Source organism: Photobacterium minamisatsumaniensis (genome assembly GCF_050336695.1).
GTDB classification, from domain to species: Bacteria; Pseudomonadota; Gammaproteobacteria; order Enterobacterales; family Vibrionaceae; genus Photobacterium; species Photobacterium minamisatsumaniensis.
In genome coordinates this window covers 63,823-80,646 of sequence record NZ_JAKJSI010000022.1, presented here as the reverse complement: position 1 = coordinate 80,646, position 16,824 = coordinate 63,823, and the positions used below count along the sequence as shown (strand labels likewise).

12 protein-coding genes are annotated in these 16,824 nt (G+C 44.3%); 2 read left to right on the top strand and 10 right to left on the bottom strand.

Translation table 11 applies throughout. From position 1 onward, the window contains the following. Positions 1–621 precede the first annotated feature (621 nt). Together pykF and L4D78_RS12425 are read left to right on the top strand one after the other, a co-directional pair. Positions 622–2,034: a pyruvate kinase PykF gene (gene pykF / locus L4D78_RS12430; RefSeq protein WP_428457384.1), complete on the top strand. Its 1,413-nt coding sequence runs from the start codon at positions 622–624 to the stop codon at positions 2,032–2,034. A gap of 253 nt (positions 2,035–2,287) precedes the next feature. Next, positions 2,288–2,911, top strand: a complete 624-nt coding sequence (locus L4D78_RS12425) for a GntR family transcriptional regulator (RefSeq protein WP_428467263.1) — start codon at positions 2,288–2,290, stop codon at positions 2,909–2,911. 18 nt (positions 2,912–2,929) lie between these two features. Here the strand turns inward: L4D78_RS12425 and L4D78_RS12420 are convergent, their stop codons facing one another. From L4D78_RS12420 to L4D78_RS12375, 10 genes are all read right to left on the bottom strand, one after another. Next, positions 2,930–3,058, bottom strand: coding sequence for a hypothetical protein (locus L4D78_RS12420; protein WP_428467216.1), 129 nt, complete (start codon positions 3,056–3,058; stop codon positions 2,930–2,932). A 177-nt stretch (positions 3,059–3,235) separates the two neighbouring features. Continuing rightward, positions 3,236–3,733: an acetolactate synthase small subunit gene (gene ilvN, locus L4D78_RS12415; RefSeq protein ID WP_428457386.1), complete on the bottom strand. Its 498-nt coding sequence runs from the start codon at positions 3,731–3,733 to the stop codon at positions 3,236–3,238. Next, complete coding sequence (locus L4D78_RS12410; RefSeq protein ID WP_428467215.1) at positions 3,733–5,451, bottom strand: acetolactate synthase 3 large subunit; 1,719 nt, start codon at positions 5,449–5,451, stop codon at positions 3,733–3,735. Before L4D78_RS12410 ends, ilvN begins: the two co-directional genes overlap by 1 nt. A gap of 581 nt (positions 5,452–6,032) precedes the next feature. Further along, the gene (locus tag L4D78_RS12405; RefSeq protein ID WP_428467214.1) at positions 6,033–7,847 is read right to left on the bottom strand and encodes an AMP-dependent synthetase/ligase; all 1,815 of its coding nucleotides are present in this window, start codon (positions 7,845–7,847) and stop codon (positions 6,033–6,035) included. Positions 7,848–8,144: 297 nt separating this feature from the next. Beyond that, positions 8,145–9,101 (bottom strand): transcriptional regulator LeuO, encoded by a 957-nt coding sequence (leuO, locus tag L4D78_RS12400; RefSeq protein ID WP_428467213.1) that lies wholly within the window; start codon positions 9,099–9,101, stop codon positions 8,145–8,147. Between the two features lie 346 nt (positions 9,102–9,447). Next, complete coding sequence (locus L4D78_RS12395) at positions 9,448–10,557, bottom strand: MJ1255/VC2487 family glycosyltransferase (RefSeq protein ID WP_428467212.1); 1,110 nt, start codon at positions 10,555–10,557, stop codon at positions 9,448–9,450. Between the two features lie 9 nt (positions 10,558–10,566). Beyond that, positions 10,567–11,073, bottom strand: a complete 507-nt coding sequence (locus tag L4D78_RS12390; protein WP_428467211.1) for a phosphatase PAP2 family protein — start codon at positions 11,071–11,073, stop codon at positions 10,567–10,569. 140 nt (positions 11,074–11,213) lie between these two features. Then, a complete protein-coding gene (locus L4D78_RS12385; RefSeq protein ID WP_428467210.1) occupies positions 11,214–14,324 on the bottom strand; it encodes an efflux RND transporter permease subunit in 3,111 nt (1,036 codons plus the stop codon). Then, the gene (locus L4D78_RS12380; protein WP_428467209.1) at positions 14,321–15,661 is read right to left on the bottom strand and encodes an efflux RND transporter periplasmic adaptor subunit; all 1,341 of its coding nucleotides are present in this window, start codon (positions 15,659–15,661) and stop codon (positions 14,321–14,323) included. The genes L4D78_RS12385 and L4D78_RS12380 overlap by 4 nt, the downstream gene beginning before the upstream one ends. A 2-nt stretch (positions 15,662–15,663) precedes the next feature. Continuing rightward, positions 15,664–16,308: a TetR/AcrR family transcriptional regulator gene (locus tag L4D78_RS12375; RefSeq protein WP_428467208.1), complete on the bottom strand. Its 645-nt coding sequence runs from the start codon at positions 16,306–16,308 to the stop codon at positions 15,664–15,666. Positions 16,309–16,824 lie beyond the last annotated feature (516 nt).

Here is a 16,824-nt window from a genome sequence, read left to right as displayed (position 1 = left end):
AGAAATAACACACAAAGTACTCATATCACATAGTGATAATTAACCTAGCCACTATTGCTACAGCCCAACAAAAGAGCAACTGTGAGCATATCAAGTGTAACTAAAATACCGCCATTTTTTCCTTGTCATACAAAAGAGCGGTTAATATTTGCCCTTTTGATTTATTTCACTACTAAAAATTAATCAAGTATTGATAATAAACAAAAAAAATCTGTGAAATGTGTAGATAATCTCACCATCGCTTTAAGCAGTGCTAAAAAACTTGCACGTTATCACAAGGTGATAAAAGAGTTCGACTATGCTAGTATACGTTGCTTGTTTGTTAGCCCTGTTTATGTCTTGGCGACATATAACGTTAACATTACCAGCGTACCTTTCTACATAGCTGCTTGTTACATTGGATGTGAAAGATACTTTACGAAAGCAAATCAATGTTTTCGTAAAGCAATATTTTTGGAAAAAATTTGTCTTATCATCGGTGTTCTGCGAGTGAATGTTATAAATGCTTGAGCCAGTCCACATTTTGTAGGCGCCCTTCAACATTAATGAACCTTCATTTTCAGGTATAACACTATGATTCAAATTTCCCTTGGGTAAAAGTTCGTCTGGAGACAACTCTCAATGAAAAAGACCAAGATCGTATGTACGATTGGACCTAAAACAGAATCTGTAGAAATGCTTACTAAGCTAGTTGACGCTGGCATGAACGTAATGCGCCTTAACTTCTCTCACGGTAACTTTGAAGAGCATGCTGCACGCATCACTAACTACCGTGAAGTAATGGCCAGCACAGGTAAGCAACTTGCGATTCTTCTAGACACTAAAGGTCCAGAAATTCGTACTATCAAGCTTGAAGGCGGTCAAGACTTCTCTCTAGTAGCTGGTCAGGAGTTCACGTTCACAACTGATACTTCTGTAATCGGTAACCAAGATCGCGTAGCGGTAACTTACCCTGGCTTCGCTAAAGACCTGGCAAAAGGCAACACTATCCTTGTTGACGACGGCCTGATCGAAATGGAAGTACTAGAAACCACAGAAACTGACGTTAAGTGTAAAGTACTTAACAACGGTGACCTAGGTGAAAACAAAGGTGTTAACCTACCTGGCGTTTCAGTAAACCTTCCTGCACTATCTGAAAAAGATAAAGCTGACCTAGTATTCGGTTGTGAGCAAGGCGTTGACTTCGTTGCGGCTTCTTTCATTCGTAAAGCGTCTGACGTTAAGGAAATCCGTGAGATCCTTACTGCAAACGGCGGCGAAAGCATCCACATCATCTCTAAGATCGAGAACCAGGAAGGCGTTGACAACTTCGACGAAATCCTTGAGTTATCTGACGGTATCATGGTTGCTCGTGGTGACCTAGGTGTTGAGATCCCAGCTGAAGAAGTTATCTTCGCTCAGAAGATGATGATCGAGAAGTGTAACCGTGCTCGTAAGATGGTTATCACCGCAACTCAGATGCTTGATTCTATGATCAACAACCCACGTCCAACTCGTGCAGAAGCGGGTGACGTAGCGAACGCCGTAATGGATGGCACTGATGCAGTAATGCTATCTGGTGAAACGGCTAAGGGTAAATACCCTGTTGAGTCTGTTTCTATCATGGCTCAAATCTGTTCTCGTACTGACGGTGCGCTAAAAGCTGAACTAGGTTCTCGCCTTGACAGCCCACGCCTACGTATTACTGAAGCAGTATGTAAAGGTGCGGTAGACACAGCTGAGAAACTAGCTGCTCCACTAATCGTTGTTGCAACTGAAGCTGGTAAGTCTGCACGTTCAGTACGTAAGTACTTCCCAACGGCAAACATCATCGCCGTAACGACTAACACTAAGACAGCTGCACAGCTAGTTCTTACAAAAGGCGTTACTCCAGTTGTTGTTGAGTCTATCGACAACACTGACGCGTTCTACGCTCACGGCAAAGAAATTGCTCTAAAAACTGGCCTAGGCGTTAAAGGCGATATCGTTGTTATGGTATCTGGCGCTCTAGTTGCTTCAGGTACAACTAACACTGCTTCTGTACACGTACTGTAAGACAGACTGTTAGAGACAAATACTATAAACGGAAGCCTTTGGCTTCCGTTTTTTTATGCCCTTTTTCTACCAAACTTCGCCCTATTCCGTGGTAACTACTCACAAATCTGATACCTAGCATTCGCTGTTCATTTTCATCAACGGTATACTCAAAAACCGCGCATTCCTACAGGGAATATCGCTCGATCCATTTGAATACTTAAGAAGCACAGTGAGGAATGCAGTGTCTAGCCCAACCTTAACCAATAAAGTCATGGAAATGATCCGTCAAGACATCTTAAGTGGTGCGTTACTTCCTGGGCAAAAGTTAGTCGTCGCCGAGCTTAAAATGCAGTACAACGTTGGTGCTTCACCAATACGAGAAGCGCTTGTTCAACTGTCTTGGCGCAGGTATGTTAATTTCGCCCCTCAGAAAGGGTGTTGGGTGTCTCCGGTTTCAGTCGCTGAACTAGAAGATCTCTATGATACCAGCCAAGAGTTATCAAAAATCCTGTTGCAACGGGCGATTGCCAAGGGAGGTGAGGCGTGGGAATTAGAGATATTAACCAGCTGCCATAAACTCAACCGAATAAACCCAGCAGAGCCTGATACAAACTTTAACGAGTGGGAGCAACGCCATAGTGAATTTCACCTTGCGCTACTTTCAGGCAGCCAATCCCCAACACTATTAGGGCTATACCGAGACGTTTACGAACAGATTGAACGCTACCGTCATATTTGGGTTAGCCAGCACCGTACTTACGAAGAGCGCTATCACGATAACGGTGAGCATGACGCGATGATGAAGGCGGTACTTGAGAAAAACACTGACCGAGCACTCGAACTGTTTAGTAAGCACTCATTGCGGGCTATGGAAATGATCAAAGCTCACCTATGATTCAAGGCTTAAGTTCGGTTACCAAAATATTTCTTTATGATGAGTGTTTAACAGCAGTACTGCCAATAAAAAATACAGCGCATTCACATTGAACCCGAGTAAAAATAAACTTAATACCGTTAATCTCGCGACAAACTTTTCATTCATGGCTTTCCCCTATACGTCACTTTGAACGCAACAACATTGAACAGCACAAACCTTATTAGACTTTAGTCTAATAAGGTGCCATTTTCCGTTGGATTGCGTATTGAGTTCAGTACAAGCAATAAAAAAACCCCAGAGTCAGTAACACTGGGGTTTTATACAAGCCATTTGAAGTATAGTTTACGCTTTTAGCGCTCTTTCGCCGCGAGCAATACCGACCACACCACTTCTGGCAACTTCTAGAATATCTGTAGCCTCACTAACGGCAGAGATAAATGCATCGAGCTTGTCACTCGTACCGGCGAGCTGAATGGTATAAATCTGGCTGGTGACATCGACTATCTGACCACGGAAAATATCGGCAGTTCGTTTGACCTCAGCACGGGCAAAACCGTTGGCTTTCACTTTCACCAGCATCAGTTCACGTTCGACATGTTCACTTTCAGTGATATTACTCACCTTCAGTATATCGATCAGCTTATGCAGCTGCTTTTCGATTTGCTCTAATGCCGCATCATCTTCAACTTGGGTGGTAATATTCAAGCGTGATAATGTCGGATCATCCGTAGGCGCAACGGTTAATGATTCAATGTTATACCCTCGCTGAGAAAACAACCCAACCACTCGAGATAACGCGCCAGATTCGTTTTCTAAGAGTACTGATACAATTCTGCGCATTATGTTCTCTCCGTTTTACTTAACCACATTTCACTCATTGAACCACCGCGGATCAACATTGGGTATACATGCTCAGTTTCATCTATGCTGATATCGATAAATACCAATTTATCTTTCAGAGCCAATGCTTTCTCCAGCTCACCTTCAAGCTCTTTCGGATCCGAAATGCGTACTCCCACGTGGCCATAAGCTTCAGCGATTGCGGCAAAGTCAGGCACTGAATCCATATAAGAATGGGAATGGCGACCTTGATAAATCATGTCTTGCCATTGCTTTACCATGCCTAGGAAGCGGTTATTCAAGTTGATGATCTTCACTGGAATATCATATTGCAACGCAGTAGAAAGCTCCTGAATGTTCATTTGGATACTGCCATCACCCGTTACACACACAACTTCTGCATCTGGGAGTGCAAACTTCACTCCCATTGCCGCAGGTAAACCGAAACCCATGGTGCCTAAGCCGCCAGAATTAATCCAACGACGTGGCTTATCAAACGGGTAATACAGAGCGGCAAACATTTGATGCTGGCCAACATCAGACGCAACGTAAGCATCACCATTGGTCAATTTATGCAGCACTTCAATGACCTGTTGTGGCTTAATTCGCTCGTTATCAGTTGCATAATTTAAGCATTGACGAGAGCGCCAAGATTCCACTTCACTCCACCAGCTATCAATTGCCGCTTTATCGTTCTCGCTATTTTGCTCTTCAAGCATTTTTATCATGCCGTTAAGCACAGTATCAGCCGAGCCAACGATAGGAATATCAACTGCGATGGTTTTAGAAATAGACGATGGATCGACATCAATATGCATGATGGTTGCATTCGGACAGTACTTCTCGACGTTATTGGTTGTACGGTCGTCAAAACGCACCCCGATACCAAAGATCAGATCCGAATTATGCATCGCCATATTGGCTTCGTAGGTGCCGTGCATACCAAGCATGCCAAGACAATTCTTGTGGGTTCCCGGAAAAGCACCAAGCCCCATCAAGGTATTCACCACCGGTATGTTCAGCGTTTCAGCCAACTTCAGCAACTGTGGACCACATTCCGCCATGATGGCACCACCACCAACATACAATACTGGTTTTTTAGCACCTAGCAGTGCCTTCAAGCCACGTTTGATCTGCCCTTTATGACCATTGGTCGTCGGGTTGTACGATCGCATCGCGATGGCTTCAGGGTACTTATAAGGGTATGTCTCAGCAGGGTTCAGCATATCTTTGGGAATATCAATAACCACAGGGCCAGGGCGGCCACTTGCAGCGATATAGAATGCTTTTTTAATAATTTCAGGAATGTCTTCTGGCTTTTTCACCAAAAAGCTATGTTTCACAACGGGACGGGAGATCCCCACCATGTCACACTCTTGGAAGGCGTCATTACCAATCAGGTTGCTCATGACCTGACCAGAAAAGACAACCATAGGAATGGAGTCCATGTAGGCGGTCGCAATGCCAGTAATTGCATTGGTTGCCCCAGGGCCTGAGGTAACAAGTACAACACCTACATCGCCAGTAGCACGCGCATAGCCATCAGCCATGTGTACTGCTGCTTGTTCATGGCGAACGAGGACATGTTCGATATCGCTTTTCTCATGCAGCGCATCGTAAATATCCAATACCGAGCCACCAGGGTATCCGAAGATATGCTTTACGCCTTGATCGATCATTGAACGAACAATCATATCGGCGCCGGACAACATTTCCATATTTCTGCCTCCAGGTTGTGTATATCACCCTGTATAGCTAATTCATCCCGATACGCTTTTCTGAGGCCAGAGCTTCAACTCGATACTCCGGAGGAGAGCATCAGCTTTACCCTGCATGGATTGTACAGATTCAGCATTCAAGATAAACGACCAAGCAATATTACTCTTGTCGTCGTGATGGGTGTTCCCACTCACCAATTAGCTATACAGGTTGATATAACATAGTTAGGGCTTATTTTTAGCCTAATAATGAAATCGAATCGCGTTTTCATGCTATGTCATCAGTGGTTGGTAGTAACAAACCACAATAAACTGCAACAACTGTAACGCTTTTACATCAATCAAGTCTATCGCCTAGAAGCAGTTAAAAGTGATCATCTAAAATGGATAAATATTCATCAAGATCATGATGAACCAAAACGGCAGAACAGTAAGTTAATCTAAATAATGGGCAGTAATAAGCAGTATTAACTGGTCAGTCCTTCAAGGAAGGGCTGTTAAGAAGGGAAGTATGAAAATCTCGATGTGGATATTAAAAAGGGAGCCTCGAGGCTCCCTTTATGATTACTGCGCAATGGTGATTAACGCGACGCTTTTTTATGGCTCTCTTCGTACATGTGCTCAATTTCCTGATGGTAGCGATCTTGAATTACTTTACGACGTAGCTTTTGCGTTGGTGTTAACTCGCCTTTATCCATCGAAAAGGCACTTGGTAGCAAGGTGAACTTCTTCACCTGCTCAAAGCGAGCGAGATCTTTTTGTAGCTCAATCACACGCTTTTCAATCAGCTCAACGATCTGGCTATGCTTCACTAGCTCTAAACGATCTTTATATTTGATGTTCAGCTCACGTGCATGTTCTTCAAGCGTTTCAAAACAAGGAACAATCAACGCTGATACAAATTTACGGGTATCTGCAACAACGGCGATTTGTTCAATAAAGTGATCTTTACCAATGGCGCCTTCAATCACCTGCGGGGCAATGTACTTACCACCAGAGGTTTTCATCAACTCTTTAATGCGATCGGTAATAAACAAGTTACCATTTTCATCAATATGACCAGCATCACCTGTTTTCAAGAAACCGTCTTCCGTGAAGTTATTGGCAGTTTCTTCAGGCATATTGTAGTAGCCACGCATGACCATCGGGCCACGGACTAAAATCTCATTGTTCTCGCCAATTTTCACTTCAGCGCCAGGCATTGTCATACCAATCGAATCAGGGTTGAAGCATTTATCATCCCAGCATGAAACCGTTGCTGTGGTTTCTGTCATGCCGTAGCCTAACTTAACGTTAATACCAATGGCGTGGAAGAAACGGCCAATGCTCTCGTCAAGCTTAGCGCCACCACATGGCATAAATTTAATGCGACCACCAAGCAAGGCACGAAGCTTAGACAGCACCATTTTGTCTGCCAGTGCATGGCTTTTTTTCAGCATCCAAGACGGCTCGCGGCATTCTTGTTTTGCCAAAGCCATACGTGCGCCCATATTCACAGCCCATGTAAAAATGGCTTTGCGGTGAACCGGAGCACGGGACACCTTGTCATGTACACCAGAATAAATTTTTTCATAGACACGAGGCACTGCAGCCATCACATTCGGCTTGATTTCCGCCAGTGCTTCTTTCAATAAGTTCGTATCAGATAAATAGCAGTTTACCCCGCCTCGGTGTAGTACATAGAATGTCCAAGCCCGTTCGAATACATGAGATAGCGGAAGAAAACATAAGGAAACATCGCCTTCATCAAGGGCAAGATTCTGATCATGACCTTCAAGCTGTGAGCCGATGTTCGCATAATCCAACATCACCCCTTTCGGCGTGCCTGTTGTACCGGAGGTATAGATAAAGGTGAGTAGATCATCCATTGCCATATCATCAAGGCGCTGGCTTAACTCGGCTTCAAACTGCTCATTACCATTAGCAACAAATTCGTCATAGCTAACGACTAACGGATGCTCTGTTAATTGAGCATCGTTCGCCATTACCACGATACGTTCTAGCTGAGGACAATCTGCAGACACGGCTAAAGCCGCATCCAGCTGCTCTTGTTCACCCACGAATAGAATGCGGATATCTGCATCATTTATGATGTATGCAGCCTGTTGAGGCGTATTTGTTGGATAAATTGGGACAGTTACGGCGCGGTTATACAGTGAAGCAAAGTCTGTCACAGTCCAACGCGGCATGTTATTAGAGAAAATACCGACCTTGTCTTGAACTTTTAACCCATGCTCTAGCATTGCTAAAGCAAGTTGATGGATTTCACCACCAAACTCAGACCAGCTAATATCTTGCCACTGACCATCAACCTGATGACGTAATGCAACCCTATCGCCTAAGCGGGCAATTTGGGTACGAACTCTGTTAACAATATGAAATTCACGTTTAGCCATAACTACTCTGCCAATTTAGCTTACACCTGTAAGCTTATTCTGCAGCGAATATACCGTTGACGTGGAAAAAGGCAACTACGTAACCTCACAATTTCGTCATTTTTCTGGTATGACCTCCAGAACAATCCCTTTAATTACAAGGGATTTACGAGATGTAATATAAACACTACAAAATGTAAGGAAGTACGTAATACAGGGGTAAGTATTCGATTTAAAGAATCTAACACCCTTAATTATAGTATTTAATATTGTGCTACCAATATAAAAAAGCCAGCTTCCGCTGGCTTATTTCGCTGATTAATGTGAGCTATTACCGCATACTTCCAGTAACTGATCACGCATCCAGATATGTCCTTTATCCTTTTGTGAAGAGTCATGCCAGCTTAAGTAACCACTGATTTTAGCACCTGAGAATGGGAGAGCCATGATTTTAAGCTGTTGATTGCTAGCGGCTGATTCCGCTAACCAACGAGGAACGACAGCAATCAAGTCAGACTGGCCAGCGACGTAAATAATATTGCTTAAGCTAGCACCTTGGTATGCTTCTTGGTAAGTCACGTGCTGCTTATAGATATGGTCAGCAAACATTTTGACGCCCGGAATAGATTTCATGACCGCGTGTTTTTCTGTTGCAAACTCAGACTCTGAAATCGTATTACCAAGACGAGGGTGGTTACCTGCTGCTATCACGACAAGTTCATCGCTAAACAGTTCGGTACTGCAGAAACCCGGTTCATCGAAACGAACATAGTCGATAACAAAGTCAATTTCCTGATAGCGCATTTTTTGCGTTAGTTCAGCATCAAACTCAGCTTCTAATTGCATGCGTAAGTGCGGCGCTTGATCGGAAACATTACGCAATATGCGCGGAGCAAAGCGCATATCCGAAGGGCTACAAATGGCTAACTTAAAGGTCCGTGTCGATGTCTCTGGTGAGAAAATCGATGACGGTAACTCGTTTTTCACTAACTGAAGCGCTTGACGTAGCGGGCCAAACAGCTGTTTCGCACGCTGGGTAGGTTGAATACCACGACCATGGCGGATGAACAGTTCATCGTTAAACATGACCTTCAGGCGAGCAACGGCATTGCTCACTGCGGGTTGCGACATACCTAAGCTATGAGCTGCTCGAGTAATGTTCTGTTCTTGCATGACGGCATCAAAGACAGTCAATAAATTTAAGTCAACGCTACGCAAGTTTGATTCCAAACTATAACCATCAGCGGAGTGAATAGAAGAGCTTCTTCGAGCCATGTTTTTGCCTCTAATCTGAACGAATTGTTAGGGCAAAATCCATAATGCCACCAATAAATAATAGAGCTCATCCAAAGCCCTGAAGACTGTTTCCCATGATGGGAGAGGCAAGTATTGTCCAAATAGATTGATGAAATAAATAGGCGGGTACGAGTAAAAACTAACAGTGTCATATGAAAACGTGAATTCAGAATACAAACACTTAGATATCAAAGCATTAAGTCACATGTAAAACGTTCTAAAATATCTATAAATAAAATAAAGGTATAATTATAAGTGCTTTGTACGCGTTAAATCGCTCGCACCTTCAGCACTTAAGCCCCCCTTTTTCTTCTTAAAAAGAGATTTAATAACTCCCAGTGATTAATGTTCGATGTCGAATTTCACCTCTTACGGGAGGGATTTCCAGTACCGCATCTTCGACAGTTTCAGGGAATTCAACTTGTGACCAAAGCTGTTGCCATAATTCATCACAGTGATACCAGTCACCTGCCATTAACCATTTAGCCACCGCCGTTGCGACATTAGGAATATTAACGTGCCCGACCGGCTTACTATCCAGCCAATTTCGAACTGATGATGGCGATAAATATTGCATAGATTGTGCTAACCCCATCAATTCTAAAGTCATCACATTGCTCTGTTGCTCATACTGACCATGCAATGGCTTTAACAATAACTTTTTCCCAAGGCTTATTGCCTCTGAAGGCAACTCGAAGCCACCATTACCAATAACACCACTACAAGTATGTAAATGATGATGAAAATGCTCACGGTGCAGTTGGCGAACACTTACATTGTTATACTCTTCATCTTGTTTTGCTTCTGGGTGAAAGCAATAGAATTTAGTTTCATTAAATCGAGTGAGTAGATGAAGAACGGTATCGAGACGCTCAAAAGGTAAATAAACTAATATTGAGCCATCATTAATTATCGCATGCTCACTTGAAGGGACAATTGGCGGCAAAATCATGTGATTAAAGTGATACCAATGTACCCCTAGTTGCAATGACGATGGGGCAAAATAGCGGGTGATCAAACGGTCGCTCCAGCGCTCTTCAACCTTCGGCACATCGTGAAGAAAAGCATTTTGATGACTCAGACTAATACAGTGTACCTTCTGTCGACGAGCAGCCCATGCCGAAACAGGTTCAAAATCATTAAGCACTAAGTCATAACTCGATAAATCAAGCTTTTGTACGTCCCTAAATAATGACAATGGGCGATTCTGCGTTAGCGTCTTCCATTGATTCAATTGACCGTCTTCAGTCACGAACGTTAGCCCTCGTCGTGTTTGGTAATCTCCAAAGCAATCCATGTCGAAATACTGATCTTCCGCTCGGCCTGAAAACAGGAAATCAACCTCAGCGCCGACCTCACCCAATGCGCGAGCCATTTCTCGCGCCCGAGAGATATGTCCATTGCCCGTGCCTTGTACACCATATAGAATTTTCATCGTTGCCACCTATGCCAAACTAACCAATTCAAAGCACACAACACCAAGCAGTGCCCCAACAAAAATATCACTTAAGTAATGCACCCCAAGCAACACCCTCGAAAATCCAATCGCAACCGCCCAAGGCCAAATAAACCAAGCACACTCTGGATAAAATGAGGTGATCAAAGATGCCATTACAAATGCAGCAGCAGTATGCCCTGAGGGTAAGCTGTATTTATCTGACGGCTGTATGAAACTGGGAAACGTTTTAGGCCTAGAGCGCTTAAAACTGTTTTTCAGCAGTAAATACACCGGAAGCTCAAGAGCAAATGCCATTAGCCCCACTTTTAGGACTTGGTGCCCTTGCAGTGGATCAAGTACCCAGACCAATACCCCAAAGACAATATAAAGGTGGCCGTCTCCGGTATGGGATATCGCTCGACTGATCCGGGCGACTTGATGATTAAATCGGTGACAAAGGCATAATGCCGAGAATGCAAAATCTAAGCGCTGAATCGGAGCTAGTACGATCATGATCGGATCCTGTCTGATTGATTTATGCTCAGATTAGAAAAACGATATGACAGCGTAGTGAAGGTTTAGAGGAAGGATAATGACAATGGCTATCAGGGGATACCCTGATAGCCGCTAAAGACTTAAGTTAAATAAAACCGTTAAACAGCAGCTAACTTTTCATGCTTATGGATCAATTTAAAATCAGCCAAAATGACATAAGCCGCAGGGATCATAAACAAAACCAACAAGGTCGAGGTGAAGATGCCAAATACAATTGAAATCACCAAAGGTTTGATCACCTGCGCTTGTAAACTCGTTTCTAGCATCAACGGCAGTAACCCTGCTGCGGTGGTCAATGATGTCAAGAATACGGCTCGGAATCGCTCTCGGCTTGCCTGCACAACCGCGCGCTGTATATCGTCTCCCTCATCAAGGTGATGGCGGATATATTGCACCAATAAAATAGAGTCATTCACGACCACACCAGCCAGTGACACAAAACCCATCATACTCGGCATACTCAACGGATGGCCCAATAACCAGTGCCCCCAAAAAACCCCAATTAGAGCTAATGGAATGGCAAGTAAGACCACAAAAGGCTCAAGGTAGCTTCTAAATTGAAAGCTCAAGATCACAAACACCCCAAAGATCCCAAGCATAAAGCCCGTCGCCATTGATTGCCCTGTTTCAGCTGTATCTTTAGCCGCGCCTTCAAAATCGAATCGAAGCCCAGGATATTGTTGTTTCAACTTCGGCATCAGTTTTGTTTTAAATTGATTGAGTACTTCACCAGAGCTAATCACGCTCTCTTGTAAGTCACCATAAACACTGAGTGTACGCAGGCCGTTAATTCGTTGGATACGAACATAATTTCGTTGATGCTCTAAAATCGCAATCGAAGCAAGTGGGATCTGGCTACCATCTGACAATACAATGGGAAAACTCGTCAGCGTCTGTAAATTTCCCGCCTTTTCTTTATTGAACATCACTTCGATTTCAATATTTTCGGGTCCAATTTGAATTTCATCAGCAGTTTGACCGAAATACGCCGCCCGCAACTGTGAAGCGATCATTTGACCATCAACACCGAATGATTCTGCCCCCGGGCGCAGCCGAATTAACACTTCGGGTTTCCCCATCCGCATATCATCCAGTACCCCAGAAACCCCCTCGAATTCATTGAAGAACTGCTGAGTATCAATCGACGCCGATTTAAGCATCGCCAGATCGTCATGCTGCATGCGTACTTCGATTGCACGCCCCCCCGGCCCCATGGCTGGTTGCTTAAACACCAAGGCAACAGGTGCTGCTAATTCTCCAACATCTTCTCGCCATGCATCGATAAAATCATCAACCAGACTTTTTCGAGTTTCAGCGCTAAGCAAATCCAGCCTAATCGTCGCGACATGTGGACCATTTTCATCAGCGTCTGCATTGAAATTAAATTGCTCGGTAATATTTTTAACGAGCGCCGTACCGCCTTCATTACGCTCGCTCCACTCATCACCAACCCGTTTGGCCGAGTCCACAATTTCAGCCACCACCATTTCCGTTTGGCTTAAGGTCGACCCTGGCGGTAAAATGATCCTCGCCTCAGCAATATCGCCATCCAGTTCTGGAAAACCCACAAACTTCAGCCCGCCTCCCGCTAACAAAGCAAATGACGCAAACAATAAACCAATGACACCGCCCACAAACAAATAGCGCCACTGGACAACAGCCGTCACCATTCGAACCAGTTGTTCATTCCGAAAGCGATCAAATCGCGCAAGAAAACGCTGCTTCCATTTAGGGGGCTGGTTTTCTTGTGATTGGCGCTTCAGAGAGTGGCTTAAGTGGCTAGGTAAAATGAGGAAAGCTTCGACTAAACTGATCGATAACACCAGAATGAGCACCTGCGGTACGACTCTAAGCACCGCCCCCATCTCCCCATCAAGAAAGATCAAACTACCAAAAATACAAATGGTCGTAAGAAAAGATGACACGACGCCTGGTAATACCTTTTTCACGCCGTTATACACGGCATCTTGGATCTTTTGCCCTCGATCAATATGCGATGCAATTGACTCAGAGATCACTATCGCATCATCCATCATGATCCCGATGGCCATTAATAAGCCAACCAAAGACATAATATTGATCGATAAGGAAAACGTTGCCATCAAATACATGCTGCCAAGGAAAGCAACGGGCAGCCCTGCCGCAATCCAGAACGAATAGCGGAACGAGAAGAACAACCACATAACGGCAAAAACTAAAACAACCCCTTGCCAACCATTTTTGACCATCATGGTTAGACGATCCCACAATAGTGAAGACAGATCGTTGGTCAGCGTTAATGTTACCCCCGTCGGAGCATGTTGATTTTCTGCTTCAACAAACGCGGCGACCCGCTCTTTGATCCTCAGGGCATCGTCTGATTTATTTTTACTGATCCGCAACATTGCTGATGGCACCCCATCAAACAACACTTTTTGTTCATCAAGGGCGAAACGGTCAGTGATGGTTGCTACATCACCAAGACGGATCACGGCGCCGAGGGTATCGGCACCGATAACAGTACGCGCGATGGTATCAGGTGTGATTTTTTGCTCATCAAAACGGAGCAGTAAGTTACGGTCGGCAAGCTCGATATTACCACTTGGCAACTTGATATTTTGACGGCTGAGTCTATCCGCAATTTCACTAACACTGAGTCCCAGCTGGCGAATCGCGACCTCATCGAGTTCAACTCTCAGCTGATGATCAGAAAAACCACTAACCTCTACCAACGACACCCCATAATCGAGTTTTAGAGTGCGCTTTAACTGCTCTGCATAAGCTTTTAAGTGTGGCAGACTCGTGTCGGCTTTAATCGCCACATCAACAACAGGTTCATTCCAGTCTAACTCTCGAACCATCGGCGATTCAATTTCTGCCGGAAAGTCGTTGATTGCATTGATCTGGGTTTGTACATCTACCAACATTCGCGAAACCACATCACTGTTGGCCAGCTTAAGGATCAGCGATGCAGAACCTTCCACAGCCTCACAACGAGTTTCAACAATATTGGCTAATCCATCAACGGCATCTTCCATCCGCATACAGATGCTTTCTTCCACTTCTTGTGGCGAAGCGCCTGGATAGACAACCGAGGCAATAATATAAGGCGGTGCAAATTCAGGAAACGTTTCACGTTTAATCTCAGGTAATGAAACTAGGCCCAATAACAATAGAGCCAGCATCATTAAGTTAGCGGCTGTCGGATGACGAGAGAAATACCGAATCATGATTCCGGCTCCTGCTCTGTCGCCATTTCAATCGATTTTCCGTCAAGGGTAATGACCTTTAATGCCATGCCCGCAACTGCAGGCAAGAGATCATTGAGTACAAGCTGTACTCCTGAAGCTAGATCACCACTAATAGCCACTTGCCCGCCTCGACGAAAAAGCACGGTAACGGGTTGAATTTTCAGGCTACTATCACTTTCAACCAAGTAGACTTTATCACCATGCAACGCTCGTTCAGGGATCACCCAATGAGGGTTCTTTTGCCCCGACAGTTTTGCTTCAACAAACATACCGTTTACCAGGGGCGGCGCAGTCTCTGGGGATAACTGACTATAATCCTGAACGACCTCTAAAATCACCCCAACCGTCGCTTGATTGGCATTAACTGTGTCGCTGATCCTGGCAACTTTCGCAGGCCACTGCTGCACGAAGTCCCCACTAGACAATTGAATATTGGCACTTAAATCCAGTTGGTCGGCTCGAGGGCGACCGTCTGCGTGAGCCGTATATTGCGTTAAACTGGACGCTAATACTTGCATATCATGCAGTGCGATCTGCGCATCGATCTCTACCATATCGATACCATGCGCCATCACCATTGTTTGTTGGCTGTTTACGACTTGATCTTGTTCGATATCAACACTCGATATCCTTGCATCAATGGGCAAGGTGATCACCGTTTTCTCCAGCGATCTTTCCGCTTCAGTCACTCTAGATTGATTCACTTCAAACTGGGCGACTGTTACCTTTCTTTCATTCGGTAAGATAATGAGCTGATTTTCAATGTCTTGTACAGCCTTTTGATTTGATAAAGTATTCTGCTGTTCTAAATCAACTGCTGATTGTGATGTCAGCCCTTTTACGCGTAGCTCTTGTTTACGGGCTAACTCTTTTCGGCTGATCGCTAAACGGTTTTTTTCAATTTTAAGCGTCGTTTTAAGGTTCTGCTCTTCTTGGGCTAATTTAGCGAGTTGAGCCTGACTCGCACTGACATCAGCCTTTGCTTGTGCCAACAGTAATTCGTAGTCCAGCGGATCAATTTTTAGCAGTACTGTGCCTGCATCTAATACACGGCCTTTATTTAAATCAGGGTGTCGATAGACGACTTTCCCCGAGACCTCGGCAATTGCCAACCATTCAACTTTCGGGGCGACACGGCCAAAGCCAGCCGCTTCTGGCGCAATTGATTGCTGCTGTAAGCTGATAACATCAACCACGCGAGCCCGCTCGAGTGCAGGCTTAACTTCCGGGGAAGGACGTAACTTAATGGCCAGCACCAATATCAGTACACCAAGCAGAACCGCTGGTACTATCAGAAGCTTTCGGTTTTTCAACATGGTTAACTCTCTTCCTTTTCCTTTGGCATCAACAGTCCATGTATCAACAAATTAACATTGTGCTCAGCTAACTCAGATAGATAGGTTTCATTCATATCAACCCCTTGAAGCTCAAGCATTGACGGGGGAGATAGAAATGGGAATATCATCAGGCTAATGAAACTCATTCTGGCCTTTTCAGGGCACACATCAGGGTGCAATCTTCCCTGCTCTTGAAGCTGTCGAAACATAAGATCAGCGGCTGGACGGGCAACATCTTTGAATATTTTTTCCATCGTTTGACGCTGGAGATCGGTGGGCTCCATCATCATCGAACGAGCAATCAATTTTGGCATATCAGGATTAGGTGCCATGATCCGATAATAAGTACGCATCAAATCACCCAAAGAGTCAAAATCCCCTTTATTTTGTACCACTTCTAGTTGCGCCCGTATTGGCGCGATCGTTTCACGCAACATGGTTTCGTACAAACCGGCTTTATTGGCAAAATAGTATCGGATCAACGCCACGTTCACTTCTGCTCTTGCGGCGATCATCCGCGTCGACACCTTACTGTAAGGTAAAACGACGAACAGCTTTCTCGCCTCATCAATCAACCGCTCACGAGCATCAGACTCACCAACAGGGCGTCCCGCTTTTCCAGCCATCACTCCACCTTTTTAAACTTGTTGCCAAGTCAATATTAATTAATCAACCGATGAATTTTAGCTCATCACGCAAGCAAGAGAATCAGAATAATTAGCTGCTATTTAAACAAGTGATTAATTAACTATACGCTACTCTCTGAAGTCAAAAGTGACGGAATTAACAAATAAAAAACAATTCACGTAGCCTTCTTGTTATGAATAGCGGCGCCAGACATTCACTGGAGCTATACCCTCTCATTGAATACAACTGGTCTGATATCTGCCCATAGTGTTAATAATCAACTTAATAACCACAAAAACAAAATAAACATGCAATTAGTGGTTGACGTTGGCACTGTCTATTTGGTATTCATTTGTTAATCAACTTTGTGGATATATTTCAATTATGAAAAAACGTTTCTCAATGCTCCTAGGCCTCCTCCTTATCGTGAATAATTTGCGCGGGTAGCTTATGGGTGGGAAACACCACTAAGAATTCAAAAAACCCGCGCAGTCAGCGCGGGTTTTTTCATATTA